Genomic DNA, 16,692 nt, shown 5'->3' on the forward strand with positions numbered 1-16,692 from the left:
TCCCTGAACTGCTCGACCTGACGCGCCATTTTGCGAACAAGGATCGCGCCGTGCTCGGTATCTGCCTTGGCAGCCAACTGGTCGCGCGCGCCTTCGGCGGCGAGAACCGGATCGGCGGCGCCTCGGAATTCGGCTGGCACAAGGTCTCGCTCACTCCGGCGGCGAAGGCCGATCCGGTGCTCGCAGCGCTGCCCGAAAATTTCCCCATCTTCGAATGGCACGACGACACTTTTGTCTTGCCTGAAGGTGCCGTGCGGCTCGCCGGCAACGAAGTCGCCGAGAACCAGGCGTTTCGCATCGGCCGCGCCGTCTATGGCTTTCAGTTCCATTTCGAGGCGGACCGGCCGATGGTCCGCGACTGGAGCTCATCCTTCGCATCGCTCATTGCCGAACGGCACCCGGACTGGAGCGATCGGCTCGACGACGAAATGGCCCATCACGGACCGGATGCCGATGCCGCCGGGCTGGCCATTGCCCGCGCCTGGGTGGCGACGATCTGACGGCTGTCGGTCCCGACGTTGCATATTTGGCACGCCGGCAAATATCCGCTGTGGACAGCTTGTTTCGTCCTTGGCTTGTGGCCGCCCGCTACCCTAGAAGGCACGCGCTCTGCATCTTCCGTGCAACGCGATGAACCCTTTGTCTCACTCGCGCGACACATCGCCGATACAGAACATGCCTAGAAGCGCGAAATCGTCGAAATTTTGAGACGTATTTCCGTTTCAACCCATTGGTAACCCGCCTCGTGCACAGATGCAGAGAGCTCAACAAGAGATGACGTCCGTGAAAGCAGCGCTTCTGTCCTTTGTCATGTTGTCGGCCATAGTGTTGTGCGGCTTCGGCACCTATGCCGGCGACGCAGCCAACAACCACAACGCCGTCGACGGCTACGGCGTCACCGCCGCTCTTCGCTAAAACACAGACTTGAAGCGCGACACGCTTTTAGGCCCTCTCACCTGACACCACCAGGATACGCTTGTCCGCGCCGTCGACGACGAGCGCGCTGAGGTTTCCCGTCTGGTAGGCGAGCGTGTCGATATTGACGCGGTTGACCATCACCTCCGCCTCCGGCACCGGCGTGTGGCCATGCACCACGATCTTCGGATGCAGGCCGGAATGATTGTGGAAGACATCGCGGATCCAGATCAGGTCCTGCGTGCTCTGACTTTCCAGCGCAATGCCTGGCCGGATGCCGGCATGGCAAAAAAAGAAGTCGCCAAAGGTCAGTGAAAACACTAGCGACTGCAGGAAGTCGACATGGCTTTTCGGCACGGCCTCGACCAGCGCCGCGTGGCCTTGCCGCAGTGCCGCCTCGGACCTGCCAAACCACGCACCGCCGCCTTCATTGAGCACCACGCCATAGGACTGCGCGGTCTGGATGCCGCCATATCGCATGAAAAGCCCGTCCGCATCGGGTGCATCGAGGAAGTCGAGGAAGCCGATGTCGTGGTTGCCGGCGAGCATCAGGTGGCGCGGGTCGCGTTTTCGCACTTCGATCAGGAAATCGAGAACGCCCTTGGAGTTCGGGCCGCGGTCGACATAGTCGCCGAGATGGATGACACGCCAGTCGGCCGGCCGCGCCTGGCGGATCTCGGCCGCAATCCGGCGGTACATGGCGACGAGCAGGTCGAGCCGGCCATGCACGTCGCCGACCGCATAGATGCGCATGCCTTCCGGTCCGCGCGCGTCGAGAAAGTGGATGCCGGGGGCAATCAATGCGTCCATCTCCGTGATCATGCCGTCACGGGAGTCTAACGCCGAAGCTGATCTTTGCCCATGTCGGTTACCAGACGTTTTCCGCACAGTGCCAGCGTTATGTCCATCTCCTTGCGGATGATTTCCAAGGCTTTGGTGACCCCATCCTTGCCGAGCGCGCCAAGGCCGTAAAGGAAAGGCCGGCCGATATAGGTGCCCTTGGCGCCAAGACACAGCGCCTTTAGCACGTCCTGGCCCGAGCGGATGCCGCCATCCATATGCACCTCGATCGTGTCACCGACAGCGTCGGCGATCTCTTCCAGCACCTCGATCGACGACGGCGCACCGTCGAGCTGGCGCCCGCCATGATTGGAGACGATGATCGCGTCGGCGCCGGTCTTGGCCGCCATCAGCGCGTCTTCCTTGTCGAGGATGCCTTTCAGGATCAGCTTGCCGCCCCAGCGTTCCTTGATCCAGGCAACGTCCTTCCACGACAGATGCGGATCGAATTGCTCCGTCGTCCATGAGGACAGCGAGGTGAGGTCGCCGACGCCCTTGGCGTGGCCGACGATGTTGCGGAAGGTCCGGCGCTGGGTACCGGCCATGCCGATGCACCAGCCCGGCCTGGTCGCCATCTGCCAGACGTGTTTCGGCGTGAAGCGCGGCGGCGCCGACAGCCCGTTGCGGATATCCTTATGGCGCTGGCCGAGGATCTGCAGGTCGAGCGTCAGCATCAGCGCCGAGCATTTCGCCGCCTTCGCCCTGTCGATGAGATTGAGGACGAAATCCTTGTCGCGAAGCACATAGAGCTGGAACCAGAACGGCTTCTTGGTCACTGATGCGACATCCTCGATCGAGCAGATGCTCATCGTCGAAAGCGTGAACGGCACGCCGAATTCCTCCGCCGCCTGCGCCGCCAGCATCTCGCCGTCGGGGTGCTGCATGCCGGTCATACCGGTCGGCGCCAGCGCCACCGGCATCGCCACCTTCTCTCCGATCATGGTCGATTCCAGCGACCGGTTGCTCATGTCGACCAGCACGCGCTGGCGGAATTTGATCTTTTGGAAATCCTCCTCGTTGGCCCGGTAGGTGCTTTCGGTCCATCCACCGGAATCGGCATAGTCGAAGAACATCTTCGGCACGCGGCGGCGCGCCAGGTCCTTGAGATCGGCGATGGTTAGGATCATGCTCATGGGTTTTCCGCTGGTTGTTCGCTAATTCGTCGTTGTTGATTTTTCTTAGCCGGCGCTCATGAGCGTTTTCTTGCCGGCTCGCTGTCGCCGGCCTCGGAGCGCTGCATCAGCCTCAGCCGCGACACACGTTGCCAGTCGCCGCTGCGCTCGGCCTCGGCCATGGTGCGTTCGACATGGGTGATGTGGTCCATCGCCGCCTGCCGTGCGGCCGCCGGATCGCCGGCCTTGACCGCCGCGTAGATCGCCCGGTGCTGCGAAAGCAGCGCTTCGCGCGCGCCCGGCACGTTGAACACCAAGAGCCGGTTCTGGAAGACGCCCTCCGACAGCAGCCGGTAGCACGAGCGCAGCGTGTGCAGGAGGATGATGTTGTGCGCGCATTCGCAGATCGCGTGGTGGAACTCGACGTCGATTTCCGCCTCGTCGTCGAAGTTGCCGGTCCGGTGCGCCTCGTCCATGCGCGCCATGATGCGGTCGAGCAGCGCCAGGTCGTCCGATGTGGCGCGCCGCGCCGCATACTCGGCCGCCACCGCCTCGATCTCGCGGCGGTATTCCAGATAGTCGGTCGCCGCCTTGCGGTGCATGGAGATCAGGTCCGTCACCGGCTTGGTGAACAGCTGGCCGATGACATCGGCGACATGGGTGCCGCCGCCGGGCCGCGTCGTCAAAAGTCCGCGTCCTTCCAGCGCCTTCAGCGCGTCGCGCAGGATCGGCCGCGACACCTCGAACCGGCGTGCCAGCTCGCGCTCGCCCGGCAGCCTGTCGCCGGTGCGCAGAACGCCTTCGAGGATCAGGCTCTCGATCTGCTGCACCACCTCGTCGGCGGTGCGGGAATGCTCGATCCTGGAGAAGATATCGCTCAACGGGGATGGCCTGGGGATTGAACCGGTGTCACGCAGGATAAAGCCAGTGTCGCCAACTGGTCAAATTATTTATCCAATTCGTCGGTTTGGCCGGGTCCAACGTCGTCGCGGCATATCGATTTCGGCTAACTTGTCGTTTGCGTCCCCCGGCAATTGGCTCTAGAGGGACGCGATTGCACCAGGCCCGGGGGACCAGCCGTGGCAGATGACCCGTCCAATCTCAAATTTCAGCCGCGCGTCGAGGGCAGCGTCATGGGCTTTCCCGCGCATCAGGGACGGCCTGGCGCGCTCGGCGAGGTTCACGCCCGTCCGCATCCGCTGGTCGAGAAACCGCGCGTGCTGGTGCAGCTTTCCTTCATGACCGAAGCTGGGTCCGGCGTCGACCAGGCCGTGCTTTCCGAATTGTCGCGGCGGCTCGGCATCGCCGCGCCCGACCCTCATGCACGCCACCACGCGATGAAGTGGGGCAAGGGCTCGCTGCGCTGGGAACGGCACACGGAATTCTCCACCTATCTGTGGGAAGGACCGCTATCCGAGAGCGGCCAGCGCCAGGAAGATTCGCCTTTCGGCCACGGGTTTTCGCCGCCGGGAACGGTGATTTCCGGCATCAGGCTCGAAATCCGCAAATGGACGCAGGCGAGCGAAAAGCTGATCGCCAGCTTCGACCCGACCAGCCTGTGCTATTCGCTGGTCGAGCGCGGCAACGCCGCCATCGTCACCGATTTCCGCCAGGACGGTGACGGCATGACCCGCATGCTGGTGCTCGACCGCGGCCTGACGCCGGCACGCACCGGCGCGCTGGCGCAGCGGCTGATCGATATCGAAACCTACCGCACGCTGGCCATGCTTGGCCTGCCGCTGGCGCTGATGCAGTCCGGTCGCGCGCGCCGCATCGAAGACAGGCTGGCGCAGACCACACTGGAAATGAAAGTCGCCGAAACCCGCGACAGCCAGACGTTGCTTGCCGACCTGACCGAGCTTGCCGCCGAGTTGGAGGCCGATGCAGCCTCCAGCCTCTATCGCTTCGGCGCCAGCCGCGCCTATGACGGCATCGTCCGCGAACGGCTGGAGGCGCTGGAGGAGGAGGCGGTGCCCGGCTACGACACCTGGGGCGGGTTCCTGCAGCGTCGCGTCGCCCCCGCCATGCGCACCTGCCGTTCGGTCGAGGAGCGTCAGGCCAATCTGTCGACGAAGCTCACCCGCGCCACCACGCTGCTGCGCACCTGGGTCGACGTCGACGTCGAGAAGCAGAACCGCGATCTGCTGGCGTCGATGAACAACCGCGCCCGCCTCCAACTGCGCCTGCAGCAGACGGTGGAAGGGCTCTCGGTCGCCGCCGTCTCCTACTACGTCGTCGGCCTCATCGGCTACGTCGCCAAGGGCGCCTCGATCTTCGGCCATACCTTCGCGCCCGAGGTCGTCACCGCCGCCTCGGTGCCGCTCGCCATCCTGCTGGTCTGGTGGGGCGTGCGCCGTGTGCGCCGCTTGCACTCCGAACCCGCCAAGCAAGCGGGCGAGTAGGCAATCTCCCCCTGAAGGTCCCTCGACGGGGAGAAAGTCAGCGCGTCCCTCTCGCCCCCCGCTCCCTTCGTTCGCCGCCCTCCTCGCAAGCCGCTGCGGAAGGCGTCCCGGTGTCGGCGCTCGATTTCGGCCAAAGCAGGATTTGCAACAGGCGCCTGCCGCTGGTAAAAGATTTTTACCAGTCGATCGAAGGAGACTGTCGATGTCCAGCCTGCTGATGCCGAAGCCAGACGACGCCACGATGCGCCGGCGCGACGAGATCGTCGCCGATATGCGCATCATCGTGCCGGGCGAAGGCGTCTTCGACGCTGCCAATTCGATGCGTGCCTTCGAGAGCGACGGCCTCACCGCATATCGGCAATTGCCGCTGGTCGTGGTGCTGCCCGAAACGGTGGCGCAGGTCTCGCGCGTGCTGAAATATTGCAATGACCGCAACATACGCGTCGTGCCGCGCGGTTCCGGCACATCTTTGTCCGGCGGGGCGTTGCCGCTCGAAGACGCCGTGCTGCTGGTCATGAGCCGCTTCAATCGCATTCTCGAGATCGATTTTCCAAACCGCATCGTCGTCGCCCAGCCGGGCGTCACCAATCTCGGCATCACCATCGCCGTCGAGCAGGAGGGCTTTTACTACGCCCCCGATCCATCCTCCCAGATCGCCTGCTCGATCGGCGGCAATGTCGCGGAGAATTCCGGCGGCGTACATTGCTTGAAGTACGGTCTTACCGCCAACAATGTGCTCGGTATCGAGATGGTGCTGATGAACGGCGAGGTGGTGCGGCTCGGCGGCAAGCATCTCGACGCGGAAGGCTATGACCTGCTCGGGGTGGTGACCGGTTCCGAAGGGCTTCTCGGCGTCGTCACCGAGGTCACTGTGCGCATCCTGAAGAAGCCGGAGACGGCGCGCGCGCTTTTGATCGGCTTCCCGACCAGCGAGCAGGGTGGCCAATGCGTCGCCGACATCATCGGCGCCGGCATCATCCCGGGCGGCATGGAGATGATGGACCGCCCGGCGATCCACGCGGCCGAGGATTTCGTCCATGCCGGCTATCCCTTGGATGTCGAGGCGCTACTGATCGTCGAGCTCGACGGGCCGGGCGTCGAGGTCGATCACCTGATCGGCCTTGTCGAAGCCATCGCCTATAGGAACGGCTCGACCACATGCCGCATCTCGCAGTCGGAGCAGGAGAGGCTGAGCTTCTGGGCCGGCCGCAAAGCTGCCTTTCCGGCGGTCGGCCGCATCTCGCCCGACTACTACTGCATGGACGGCACCATCCCGCGCAAGGAACTGCCGCGCGTGCTGCACGGGATGCGCGAACTGTCGGAGAAATACGGGCTCGGCGTCGCCAATGTCTTTCACGCCGGCGACGGCAACCTGCATCCGCTGATCCTATATGACGCCAATGTGCCGGGCGAGCTCGACAAGGCGGAAAGTTTCGGCGCCGACATCCTGCGGCTCTGCGTCAAGGTCGGCGGCGTGCTGACCGGCGAGCACGGGGTGGGGGTGGAGAAGCGCGACCTGATGCCGGAAATGTTCAACCAGATCGACCTCGACCAGCAGATGCGGGTCAAATGCGCTTTCGATCCCAGCCATCTGCTCAACCCGGGCAAGGTGTTTCCGCAGTTGCGCCGCTGCGCCGAGCTCGGACGCATGCACGTGCATCGCGGGCAGACGGCGTTTCCGGACATTCCGAGGTTTTAAGTGGAAGTGTTGGCGCTTGAACACCCCCCTCTGTCCTGCCGGACGTCTCCCCCTCAAGGCGGGAGATTGGGAGCTTGCACGTCTCACCCTTCTTTCAACGTTGGAGATTGGCGAAGCCAGAGGCGACGTCCGAACACCCCCCTTGAGGGGGAGATGTCCGGCAGGACAGAGGGGGGCGCGAAGGAACGCGGCGTATCGCCATGACCACCTTCACTCCCGCCACCGCAGCCGAAACCCTCGCCACCGTCCAATGGGCCGCCGCCGAAGACTCGCCGCTCGAAATCCTCGGGCATGGTTCCAAGCGCGGTATAGGCCGTCCGCTGCAGACCGAGCATACGCTCGACCTGTCGAAACTGTCCGGCGTGACGCTCTACGAGCCGGCCGAACTGGTACTGTCGGCCAAAGCCGGCACGCCGCTCGCCGACATCGAAAGCCTGCTTGCCGAAAACGGCCAGCAGCTGGCCTTCGAGCCGCTGGATTACGGCCCGCTGCTCGGCGGTGAGTTAGGGCGAGGCACGATCGGCGGCGTGCTGGCCGCGAACCTTTGCGGCCCGCGCCGGCTGAAGGCGGGGGCGGCGCGCGACCATATTCTCGGCGTAGCGGCGGTTTCCGGTCGCGGCGAGGCCTTCAAGTCCGGCGGCCGCGTCGTCAAGAACGTCACCGGCTACGACCTGTCGAAACTCATGGCCAACAGCTGGGGCACGCTTGCCGTCCTCACCGACGTCACCTTCAAGGTGCTGCCAGCAGCCGAGACCGAAGTCACGCTCGCTCTGCGCGGCCTGCTCGACGATCATGCCGCCGCCGCCATGGCGCTGGCGCTCGGCTCCAGCGCCGAAGTGTCGAGTGCTGCCCATCTTCCCGAACGCGTCGCCGCGCGGGTCGCCGGCGGCAGCCTCGGCAATGCCGCGGCGACATTGCTGCGCGTCGAGGGGTTCGGCCCGTCGGTCGCCTACCGCATCGCCGCGCTGAAAGACCTGCTCGGAAATGCCGGCCCGCTCGAGGAGATTTCGGGCGATGTCTCGCATTCCGTCTGGCGCGCCATCAGAGATTGCGCGCCGTTTGCCGACGGCCTGGAAAAGCCGGTGTGGCGCGTGTCGATGGCGCCGGCGCAAGCTCACCAGATGGTGCTGGCGCTGCGCATGCAGGCGGCGGCCGATGCCTTCTATGACTGGCAGGGCGGACTGATCTGGCTGCGCATGGAGCATGGCGATCCCGAAGCCGATCTTCTGCGCGGCCTGGTGAGACAGTATGGCGGCGGCCATGCGACGCTGGTGCGCGCCGCGCCTTCGCATCGCGCCGCTGTGCCGGTGTTTGAGCCGCAGGCGTCGCAACTGGCAGCGTTGTCGGCGCGGCTCAAAGCCGAATTCGATCCTAAGAATATCCTCAATCCCGGCCGTATGGCGCCGGCTGCAAGCTCTGCTACTCTTGGCACCGCAACCGAGGGAGCAGCATTATGAGCAACATCAATCCAGGCCCGACCGATTCAGGTAAACCCGCGCCGCGCCAGACCGACCGCTGGCTGGAGCCGGGTTCGACCAACGCGCTGGTCATCTACATCCTCTATCTCGCCAGCCTCGTCATCGGCGTCACCGGTATTGTCGGCATCGTGCTGGCCTATATCAACCGCGGCAAAGCAGGCGGCTTCATCGAGAGCCACTATACATTCCTGATCCGCACCTTCTGGATCGGTCTGCTTTATGCGTTGATCTCGGTTGTGCTGATGATGGTGGCGATAGGCGTCGTGCTGATGTTCGCCGTCGCCGTCTGGTTCATTGCCCGCTGCATTCTCGGCCTGCAGGCGCTGCAGCGCGGCGAGCCGGTCAGAGACCCGGAAAGCTGGTTCTTGGGATTATAGGATTTTTGCGTGCAGACCAATTTTTCGCTTGCCCAGCTTGCCGATCCGCATGTCGCGGAATCGGAGAAGATCCTGCGCAAATGCGTGCATTGCGGCTTCTGCACGGCCACCTGCCCGACCTATGTGACGCTTGGCAATGAGCTGGATTCGCCGCGCGGGCGGATCTACCTGATCAAGGACATGCTGGAGAACGGTCGCCCCGCTGACAAGCAGATCGTCACCCATATCGACCGCTGCCTGTCCTGCCTCGCCTGCATGACCACCTGCCCGTCGGGCGTCAACTACATGCATCTGGTCGACCACGCCCGTGCCCATATCGAGGAAACCTACAAGCGCCCGCTGCTCGATCGGCTGACGCGCGCCATGCTGGCCTTTGTCCTGCCTTATCCCTCGCGCTTTCGGGCTGCGCTCAAGCTGGCGAGGCTTGCGCAGCCATTCGCCGGTCTGTTCGAAAAGATCCCGGCGCTGAAGCCGCTGGGCGCGATGCTCAAGCTTTCCCCGGCGTCGGTTCCTGCGGCCTCGCCAATGGCTTCGCCGGGCATCCATGCCGGGCAGGGCGCGAGAAAAATTGGCCGCGTCGCCATTCTCACCGGCTGCGCACAATCCGTGCTTGATCCCGGCATCAACGACACGACGATCGCGCTGCTGACGCGGTTGGGCGTCGAGGTCGAGGTTCCCGAGGGTGAGGGCTGCTGCGGCGCGCTGGTGCATCACATGGGCCGCGAGGAGGCAGCGCTTGCCTCGGCCAGGCGCAATGTCGACGCCTGGACGCGCGCCATCGACCAGGGCGGGCTGGATGCCATCGTCATCACCGCGTCGGGCTGCGGCACCACCATCAAGGACTACGGCTTCATGCTGCGCCTCGACCCGGCCTATGCCGACAAGGCGGCGCGCGTGTCGGCGCTGGCCAAGGACATCACGGAATATCTGGTGGGTCTCGACCTGCCCGAGCCGGTGCGCAAGCCCGGCACCATCGTTGCCTATCACTCTGCCTGCTCGATGCAGCACGGCCAGAAGATCACCCGCCAGCCCAAGGAGCTTCTTGCCAGGGCCGGGTTCGTCGTGCGCGAGCCGCGCGAAGGGCATCTGTGCTGCGGGTCGGCCGGCACCTACAACATCCTGCAGTCCGAGATCTCGGCGACTTTGCGTGATCGCAAGGTCAGGAATATCGAGGCGACAGGTGCTGAAATCGTCGCCACCGGCAACATTGGCTGCATCACCCAGATTGCGTCAGCGGCGAAGCTGCCGGTGGTGCACACGGTAAAACTGCTCGACTGGGCCTATGGCGGACCGAGGCCGGAAGGCGTTCCGGACAACAGGGCAGTCGTGGCAGCGGAGTGACGGGACAGTTCTGAGGCGTAGCCCCCTCATCCGGCCGCGGAGCCTGTCCTCGGGCTTGCCGGAGGCAAGACCCGTGGGCGGCCACCTTCTCCCCGTTGGGGAGAAGAGGACTGGTGCCGGCCTTGAAGCCTCCTCTCCCCTCGGGGAGAGGTCAGCCGAGCGAAGCGGAGGCTGGGTGAGGGGGCCTGCCGCTACGTGCTTATTCCGCCGCGAGCTTGTCCACCACGCCGTAGGTCGCCTGGTAAAGCGCGCGCTGGCGGCTGAGCGCTACCATCGTGTTGCGCAGCAGGATCGCCACGGTGATGGGGCCGACGCCGCCCGGCACCGGCGTGATCCAGGACGCCACATGCTTGACGCTCTCGGCGTCGACGTCGCCAACGATGCGGCTCTCGCCGTCCGGTCCTGTCTCGGCATTGATGCCGATGTCGATGACGGCTGCACCCGGCTTGACCATGTCGGCCTTGATCAGCCGCGGCTTGCCGACGGCGACGAACAGCGCATCGGCACGGCGCGCGTGCGCTGCCACCGAGCGCGTCATGTGATGGCAGACCGTCACCGTCGCGCCCTCGCTCATCAAGAGGAAGGCGATCGGCTTGCCGACGATCTCGGAGTGGCCGACGATGACGACCTCGAGCCCCTTCAGATCGAGGCCGGTCTCCTTGAGCAGTTCGACCGAAGCGGCCGCCGTGCACGGTGCAAGGTCGAGCTGGTTGTAGACGATGTTGCCGATCGAGGCCGGGTGCATGCCCTCGACGTCCTTGAGCGGATGCACCGCCGCCTGAAGCGTCTTGATCGGGATATGCACCGGCACCGGCCGCTGGATGATGATACCGGTGACGCGCGGATCGGCATTAAGGCCGTGGATCGCTGCTTCGAGTTCGCCGGCGGTGATGTCGGCGGCAAACCGTCTTTCCTCGAAACCGATACCGGCCAATGCCGCCTTGGCGCGCTGGTTGCGCACATAGACGTCGACCGCAGCGGTGTCGCCGACGGTGATCGATATCAGTTTGGGCGGAAAACCTTCTGCGGTTGCGATCGCTGCATCCTCGCGCACCGAGGCGATGATGCGCTGGGCGACCGGGCCGCCTTTGAGATAGCGGCTGTCATCGGACAGGGACATGTAGATTGGCCTTTGTCTGGGAACGTTGCAGCCGACATAGCAAAATAACGAGAAGAATGGCAGCGAGAATGCGAACCGCCATACCCCGGGCGCGACCTACCGGTCAAAGCTGACCCTGCCAGACGTGATCCTGTCGCGTCCTAGAAACAGAAAGGGCAGCGCGATTTGCCGCGCTGCCCTTTCTTGACTGGCCGCATCCCCACACGGCCCGTCCCCCGTATCCGATGATCCAGAGTCTTCTGGACAGAATCGGCAACAAAATCAACTGCAGATTACATCACCACAACCGTCGTGCCAACATCGACCCGCTCATAGAGGTCGACGACGTCCTCGTTGCGCATGCGAATGCAGCCCGACGACACGGCGCCGCCGATCGTCCAGGGCTGGTTGGTGCCGTGGATGCGGTAGAGCGTCGAGCCGAGATAGAGCGCGCGCGCGCCGAGCGGGTTCTCGACGCCGCCGGCGACATAGGTCGGCAGATAACGGCCGTTGGCGGCCTCGCGCGAGATCATCTGCGCCGGCGGTCGCCATTCGGGCCAGACCTTCTTCTGCGAGATCTTGTGCTTGCCGGCCCATTCGAATCCCGGCTTGCCGGTGCCGACGCCATAGCGCCGCGCCTTGCCGTTGTTCTCGACCAGATAAAGGAAATTCTCCCTCGTATCGATGACGATCGTGCCCGGCTTCTCCGGACCGTCATAGGCCACCTCCTGCGGCAGGTAGATCGGGTTGATCTGCGGCCGCGCGAGCAGGCGCTTCTTGGCCGGCGCCTGCATCGCCGCCGTGTGCAGCTGAGCCGGTTGCGCCTGCCGTTGAGAACGGCGCTGCGGCATTTGCATCACTTGCCGGTTCTGGCGGACGATGCCCGGCGCGCGGCCGAGCTGCAGCACCCAGGGCGCCGAAAGGTCGGGGCTCACCATCACCGGCGGCCTGTCTGCATAGCGGTCATTGGCGCTGGAGGATGTAGCGGCAGCGGCCAGTACGGCCGCGGCGCCGAGCAGCGGGAACAAAAGTGTCTTCATCGGAACGCACCTTGATCATCGAACACGCCGGGGCCCAAACGCGTCCCCGATTTCGCGGACATTGGGCGCGGAGCGGCAACCGAAACGTGAATCGGAATGCGTAAAATGCTCCATTGTCAGTAAACCTTTCGGTGTGGTTACCGGCCGGTTCAGGAATCTGGTAAAGCCGGAGTAAAAGGCAGCGCTGAGGCGCATTAACGAATGGAAATCCGCCATGGATGAGAAGACAGGGCTGCTCGCCGGCCCAGATGGTATCGCGCGCTGCTTCTGGCACGGCAATCTGCCGGATTATTTGCACTACCACGATCATGAATGGGGCCGGCCGGTCACCGACGACCGCAGGCTGTTCGAAAAAATCTGCCTCGAAGGCTTTCAGTCGGGCCTGTCCTGGCTGACCATATTGCGCAAGCGCGAGAATTTCCGCGAGGCGTTCGCCGGCTTCGATATCGACAAGATCGCCGCCTTCACCGACGAGGATGTCGAGAGCCTGCTCGGCAATGCCGGCATCATCCGCCACCGCGGCAAGATCGTCTCGACCATCAACAACGCCAAGCGCGCCCGTGAAATGGCCGACGAGGCCGGCTCGCTGGCTGCCTGGTTCTGGAAGTTCGAACCCGGCCCGGACCAGCGGCCCGAAATCGTCGATCTCGCGCATCTGCGCGCCAACCCGACCACGGCGGTCTCTGTGCGGATGTCAAAGGAGCTGAAAAAACGCGGCTGGAGCTTTGTCGGCCCGACCACCGTCTACGCCTTCATGCAGGCCATGGGGCTGGTCAACGACCATCTCGAGGGCTGTGTCTGCCGCGAGCAGGTCGAGGCGGAGCGCAAGGCGTTCAAGCGGCCGAAGTGAGCTTCCTTTTTGCCTTCTCCCACAAAGGGGAGAAGGCAGGGCGCTCAAAAACTCAAGCGCCGCTGGCGCCGGCCAGAAAAAGCCCGGCGACGATGGCCGCCACCGTGGCAAGGGCTGGGTAGATCACTAGCAGACCGGTCACCAGCGCATCGCGCATGGTCGGTCCTGTACGCCCGTCCGCGGCAACCTCGAACGGTCCCGCCATTTGGGTTGCAGGCCTCGGTGCATGATGATCGGCAGGCCGCAGCCGGGACCGCTCGCGGGCGCCGCTGTCGATGATGTCGAATTGCCGTGCCGTGGTCATGGCTCGAACCCCTTGTTTCGGCGCGTTTTATCGGCTGCGATTGTGTCGGCACGATGCCGCGCTCATGGCGGAATTGTTTCGTTTTGGCCCGGTGTGTTTCAGGAAAGGTGCAAACCCTTGCCGCTCCCGGCTGCATCGGTTAGGACACCCGCGCTGTGGAAATTCAGTAATTTTGCCGATCCACGGAACGCTAGGAAACACCGAGTACCCATACGATGGCCGACAAATCGGAAAAGATGAAAGCGCGGCTGCCGCGCGGGCTTGTCGACCGCGACGCCGACGATATCCGCGCCGTCGAGAAGATGATGGCGACGATCCGCTCGGTCTATGAGCTTTACGGCTTCGAGCCGGTCGACCAGCCGATGATCGAATACACCGATGCGCTGGGCAAATTCCTGCCCGACCAGGATCGGCCGAACGAGGGCGTATTCTCCTTCCAGGACGATGATGACCAGTGGCTGTCGCTGCGCTACGATTTGACCGCGCCGATGGCCCGCTTCGTCGCCGAGAACTTTGAGCGTCTGCCGAAACCCTATCGCAGCTACCGCTCCGGCTGGGTGTTCCGCAACGAGAAGCCCGGCCCCGGCCGCTTCCGCCAGTTCATGCAGTTCGACGCCGATACGGTGGGAACGCCGGGCGTCGCGGCTGATGCCGAGATGGCAATGATGATGGCCGACGTGATGGAGGCGCTGGGCATCAAACGCGGCGACTACGTCATTAGGGTCAACAACCGCAAGGTGCTGGACGGCGTGCTGGAGGCGATCGGCCTTGGCGGCGATGAGAACGCCGGTCGCCGGCTGCAGGTGCTGCGGGCGATCGACAAGCTGGACAAAGTGGGCTTGGCTGGCGTTAGCCAGCTTTTGCAGCGCGGGCGACTCGATGAAAGTGGGGATTTTACAAAGGGCGCAGAGCTGAATGAAAATCAGGCGAATTCGATCCTAAGATTGATGGCCGCCCAAGGCGATGGTGCTGCAGCAACTCTCAATGCCATCGAGGGTCTGATCGGCGATTCTGAAACAGCCAAACAAGGTTTTGCCGAACTCGATCAAATTGCGTCAATGATTACTGCGGCAGGATATGGGGATCGCGTTTTCATCGCTCCCTCCGTTGTCCGCGGCTTGGAGTATTATACCGGTCCGGTCTACGAAGCCGAGCTCCTGGCCGAGATCCCCAACGAAGAGGGAAAAATCGTGCGCTTCGGCTCGGTTGGCGGTGGCGGGCGTTATGACGGCCTCGTCTCGCGCTTTCGTGGCGAGCCGGTGCCGGCGACCGGCTTTTCCATCGGCGTCTCCAGGCTGATGACGGCGCTCAAAAATCTCGGCAAGCTCGACACGTCGGATGTAATCGCGCCGGTCGTCGTGCTCACCATGGACAAGGACACAGAAAGTCTCGGACGCTACCAGAAGATGGTGGCCGAGCTGCGTGCCGCCGGCATCCGCTCCGAAATGTATCTCGGCGGCGCCGGCATGAAGGCGCAGCTCAAATATGCCGACCGGCGCGGCAGCCCCGTCGCGATCATCCAGGGCGGCGACGAGCGCGCCAAGGGTGAGGTGCAGATCAAGGACCTGATCGAGGGCGCCCGCATGTCGGCGGAGATTGCGGACAACGCCGAATGGCGCGCCGCACGCCCGGCGCAGGTGACGGTGGCGGAAAGCGAGCTGGTCGCCGAGGTGAGGAAGATACTTGCCGCGCAGGCCGAGGAGCGAGCGCGTGGCAAGTAGGGCGCCGCTCCCTTCTCCCCTTGTGGGAGAAGGTGGCCTCGCGAAGCGAGGTCGGATGAGGGGTGTTGGAAGAAACTCGACGCCGGTGCTCCGTCCAGCACCCCTCATCCGTCTCGGCGCTACGCGCCGATCCACCCTCTCCCACAGGGGGAGAAGGGAAGGGCGCCTGCCATGACCTCCCGCTACCCCGCCATCGCATCAGACATCGCCAAGCTCTTCGCCGCGCGCAACACCCATGCAGTGGAAGTCGCGGTGCTGCAGCCGGCCGACCCGTTCCTCGACATGGCCGGAGAGGATCTGCGCCGCCGCATCTTTCTCACCGAAAGCGAGACCGGCCTCACACTTTGCCTGCGGCCGGAATTCACCATTCCTGTCTGCCTCGACCACATTGCCAGCCAGGCCGGCACGCCGCGCCGCTATTCCTATCTCGGCGAGGTGTTTCGCCAGCGCCGCGAGGGCGGCAATGAATTCTTTCAGGCCGGCATCGAGGATCTCGGCGACCGCGACACGGCGCAAGCCGATGCCCGTTCGCTGGCCGATGCGCATGCGCTGCTTTCGCTGGTGCTGCCGGACCAGGCACTGGCGATCACGCTCGGCGACCAGACCATATTCGAGGCGGTGCTCGCCGCGCTCGGCCTGCCGCGCGGCTGGCGCATGCGGCTGGCGCGCGCTTTCGGTTCGGCGGCGATGCTGGAAGCAGCGCTTGCCGACCTCGCCAACCCGCCGCGCAACGGCCAGCTCGCCGGCCCAGTCGCTGCCCTTGTCCTCGATGGCGACCTGGAAGGGCTTTCGTCGCACATCGCCGGCGGCATGGAGCAGGCGGGTCTGTCCGCGTCGGCCGGGCGGTCGCCGGCCGACATTGCTAGGCGGCTCATTGAAAAGGCCGAACTGCGCAGCGTGCGGCTGTCGAACGAGGCGTTCTCGGCGCTGAAGGATTTTCTGGCGATCGACGTGGCGCTTGACGGCGCCGCACTGGCGCTCGAAACCTTTGCGGCCGGCGCCGGTCTTTCGCTTGGCGCGGCGCTGGACAATTTTTCTGCACGCGCAAAATCGATCGAAGCTCTTGGCCTGCCCGCGGCAAAAATCCGCTACGATGCCGCCTTCGGCCGTCCGCTCGACTACTACACCGGCCTGGTCTTCGAGATCGCGGCGGAAAACGGCGACCGGCCGCTGGCCGGCGGCGGCCGCTATGACCGCTTGCTGACGCTGCTCGGCGCGAAAACGCCGATCCCCGGCGTCGGCTTTTCCGTCTGGCTCGACCGCATCGAAGCGTTGCGGGAGAAGGCGCAATGATCACGCTGGCGATCCCGTCGAAGGGCCGGCTCAAGGAGCAGGCGCTGGAGGTGCTGGCCAAGGCCGGGCTTGCCGTCAGCCTGCCCGGCGACGAGCGTAAATACCGCGCCCGCATCGAAGGTGTGGAGAGCGTCGAGGTCGCGTTTCTGTCGGCGTCCGAAATATCAGGCGAGATCGGCCAGGGCTCGGTCGACCTCGGCATCACCGGCGAGGATCTGTTG

Annotated in this window: 16 protein-coding genes and 1 pseudogene; 11 read left to right on the plus strand and 6 right to left on the minus strand. The window is 64.4% G+C overall.

Going from position 1 to position 16,692, the window contains the following annotated elements:
* A partial coding sequence (locus EOA78_RS30620) for a type 1 glutamine amidotransferase (RefSeq protein WP_245477870.1) occupies positions 1 to 500 on the plus strand: 500 nt, incomplete at its 5' end.
* 274 nt (positions 501 to 774) lie between these two features.
* Positions 775 to 915, plus strand: coding sequence for a hypothetical protein (locus EOA78_RS30625; RefSeq protein WP_091595274.1), 141 nt, complete (start codon positions 775 to 777; stop codon positions 913 to 915).
* Positions 916 to 942: 27 nt separating this feature from the next.
* Here EOA78_RS30625 and EOA78_RS30630 read toward each other — a convergent pair whose 3' ends face one another.
* Genes EOA78_RS30630 through EOA78_RS30640 form a run of 3 tightly spaced genes read right to left on the minus strand, consistent with a single transcriptional unit; the run spans position 943 to position 3,748 of the window.
* Complete coding sequence (locus EOA78_RS30630; protein ID WP_127318978.1) at positions 943 to 1,716, minus strand: metallophosphoesterase; 774 nt, start codon at positions 1,714 to 1,716, stop codon at positions 943 to 945.
* A 35-nt stretch (positions 1,717 to 1,751) separates the two neighbouring features.
* Positions 1,752 to 2,888 (minus strand): alpha-hydroxy acid oxidase, encoded by a 1,137-nt coding sequence (locus EOA78_RS30635; RefSeq protein ID WP_127318952.1) that lies wholly within the window; start codon positions 2,886 to 2,888, stop codon positions 1,752 to 1,754.
* 56 nt (positions 2,889 to 2,944) lie between these two features.
* Positions 2,945 to 3,748, minus strand: coding sequence for an FCD domain-containing protein (locus EOA78_RS30640; protein ID WP_127318954.1), 804 nt, complete (start codon positions 3,746 to 3,748; stop codon positions 2,945 to 2,947).
* Positions 3,749 to 3,946: 198 nt separating this feature from the next.
* Between EOA78_RS30640 and EOA78_RS30645 the strand changes: the two genes are divergently transcribed.
* From EOA78_RS30645 to glcF, 5 genes are all read left to right on the plus strand, one after another.
* A complete protein-coding gene (locus EOA78_RS30645) occupies positions 3,947 to 5,269 on the plus strand; it encodes a DUF3422 family protein (RefSeq protein ID WP_127318956.1) in 1,323 nt (440 codons plus the stop codon).
* A 202-nt stretch (positions 5,270 to 5,471) separates the two neighbouring features.
* The gene (locus EOA78_RS30650; RefSeq protein ID WP_127318958.1) at positions 5,472 to 6,968 is read left to right on the plus strand and encodes an FAD-linked oxidase C-terminal domain-containing protein; all 1,497 of its coding nucleotides are present in this window, start codon (positions 5,472 to 5,474) and stop codon (positions 6,966 to 6,968) included.
* 200 nt (positions 6,969 to 7,168) lie between these two features.
* The gene (locus EOA78_RS30660; protein ID WP_127318960.1) at positions 7,169 to 8,425 is read left to right on the plus strand and encodes an FAD-binding protein; all 1,257 of its coding nucleotides are present in this window, start codon (positions 7,169 to 7,171) and stop codon (positions 8,423 to 8,425) included.
* Entirely contained in the window at positions 8,422 to 8,823 is a 402-nt protein-coding gene (locus EOA78_RS30665; RefSeq protein WP_127318962.1) for a DUF4870 domain-containing protein, read from the plus strand. The genes EOA78_RS30660 and EOA78_RS30665 overlap by 4 nt, the downstream gene beginning before the upstream one ends.
* A gap of 9 nt (positions 8,824 to 8,832) precedes the next feature.
* A complete protein-coding gene (gene glcF, locus EOA78_RS30670; RefSeq protein WP_127318964.1) occupies positions 8,833 to 10,164 on the plus strand; it encodes a glycolate oxidase subunit GlcF in 1,332 nt (443 codons plus the stop codon).
* 199 nt (positions 10,165 to 10,363) lie between these two features.
* On the opposite strand, the gene EOA78_RS30675 is transcribed toward glcF, so the two are convergent.
* Both EOA78_RS30675 and EOA78_RS30680 read right to left on the minus strand, forming a co-directional pair.
* Positions 10,364 to 11,284, minus strand: coding sequence for a bifunctional 5,10-methylenetetrahydrofolate dehydrogenase/5,10-methenyltetrahydrofolate cyclohydrolase (locus EOA78_RS30675; protein WP_127318966.1), 921 nt, complete (start codon positions 11,282 to 11,284; stop codon positions 10,364 to 10,366).
* 272 nt (positions 11,285 to 11,556) lie between these two features.
* On the minus strand, positions 11,557 to 12,303 hold the full coding sequence (locus EOA78_RS30680; protein WP_127318968.1) for a L,D-transpeptidase: 747 nt from the start codon (positions 12,301 to 12,303) through the stop codon (positions 11,557 to 11,559).
* Between the two features lie 214 nt (positions 12,304 to 12,517).
* Here EOA78_RS30680 and EOA78_RS30685 point away from each other — a divergent pair, with 214 nt between their 5' ends.
* Positions 12,518 to 13,153: a DNA-3-methyladenine glycosylase I gene (locus EOA78_RS30685; protein ID WP_127318970.1), complete on the plus strand. Its 636-nt coding sequence runs from the start codon at positions 12,518 to 12,520 to the stop codon at positions 13,151 to 13,153.
* A 52-nt stretch (positions 13,154 to 13,205) separates the two neighbouring features.
* Here EOA78_RS30685 and EOA78_RS30690 read toward each other — a convergent pair whose 3' ends face one another.
* Entirely contained in the window at positions 13,206 to 13,457 is a 252-nt protein-coding gene (locus tag EOA78_RS30690; RefSeq protein WP_127318972.1) for a hypothetical protein, read from the minus strand.
* Between the two features lie 215 nt (positions 13,458 to 13,672).
* On the opposite strand from EOA78_RS30690, the gene hisS reads away from it, so the two are divergent.
* The 3 genes and pseudogenes from hisS to hisG form a co-directional block, all read left to right on the plus strand.
* Entirely contained in the window at positions 13,673 to 15,178 is a 1,506-nt protein-coding gene (hisS, locus tag EOA78_RS30695) for a histidine--tRNA ligase (RefSeq protein WP_127318974.1), read from the plus strand.
* Between the two features lie 171 nt (positions 15,179 to 15,349).
* Complete coding sequence (locus tag EOA78_RS30700; protein ID WP_127318976.1) at positions 15,350 to 16,471, plus strand: ATP phosphoribosyltransferase regulatory subunit; 1,122 nt, start codon at positions 15,350 to 15,352, stop codon at positions 16,469 to 16,471.
* Positions 16,468 to 16,692 (plus strand): annotated as a pseudogene (gene hisG, locus EOA78_RS30705) (ATP phosphoribosyltransferase); the annotation flags it as partial. The gene EOA78_RS30700 and the pseudogene hisG, both read left to right, overlap by 4 nt.

Origin of the sequence: Mesorhizobium sp. M5C.F.Cr.IN.023.01.1.1, assembly GCF_003997585.1 — a bacterium.
Lineage (GTDB): Bacteria > Pseudomonadota > Alphaproteobacteria > Rhizobiales > Rhizobiaceae > Mesorhizobium > Mesorhizobium wenxiniae.

Excerpts from the sequence above, each read along its gene's own strand:
- EOA78_RS30625 (WP_091595274.1), top strand. The coding sequence starts at position 775 with ATGACGTCCGTGAAAGCAGCGCTTCTGTCCTTTGTCATGTTGTCGGCC.
- EOA78_RS30635 (WP_127318952.1), bottom strand. The coding sequence starts at position 2,888 with ATGAGCATGATCCTAACCATCGCCGATCTCAAGGACCTGGCGCGCCGC.
- EOA78_RS30650 (WP_127318958.1), top strand. The coding sequence starts at position 5,472 with ATGTCCAGCCTGCTGATGCCGAAGCCAGACGACGCCACGATGCGCCGG.
- EOA78_RS30660 (WP_127318960.1), top strand. The coding sequence starts at position 7,169 with ATGACCACCTTCACTCCCGCCACCGCAGCCGAAACCCTCGCCACCGTC.
- EOA78_RS30665 (WP_127318962.1), top strand. The coding sequence starts at position 8,422 with ATGAGCAACATCAATCCAGGCCCGACCGATTCAGGTAAACCCGCGCCG.
- EOA78_RS30675 (WP_127318966.1), bottom strand. The coding sequence starts at position 11,284 with ATGTCCCTGTCCGATGACAGCCGCTATCTCAAAGGCGGCCCGGTCGCC.
- EOA78_RS30680 (WP_127318968.1), bottom strand. The coding sequence starts at position 12,303 with ATGAAGACACTTTTGTTCCCGCTGCTCGGCGCCGCGGCCGTACTGGCC.
- EOA78_RS30685 (WP_127318970.1), top strand. The coding sequence starts at position 12,518 with ATGGATGAGAAGACAGGGCTGCTCGCCGGCCCAGATGGTATCGCGCGC.
- EOA78_RS30690 (WP_127318972.1), bottom strand. The coding sequence starts at position 13,457 with ATGACCACGGCACGGCAATTCGACATCATCGACAGCGGCGCCCGCGAG.
- hisS (WP_127318974.1), top strand. The coding sequence starts at position 13,673 with ATGGCCGACAAATCGGAAAAGATGAAAGCGCGGCTGCCGCGCGGGCTT.
- EOA78_RS30700 (WP_127318976.1), top strand. The coding sequence starts at position 15,350 with ATGACCTCCCGCTACCCCGCCATCGCATCAGACATCGCCAAGCTCTTC.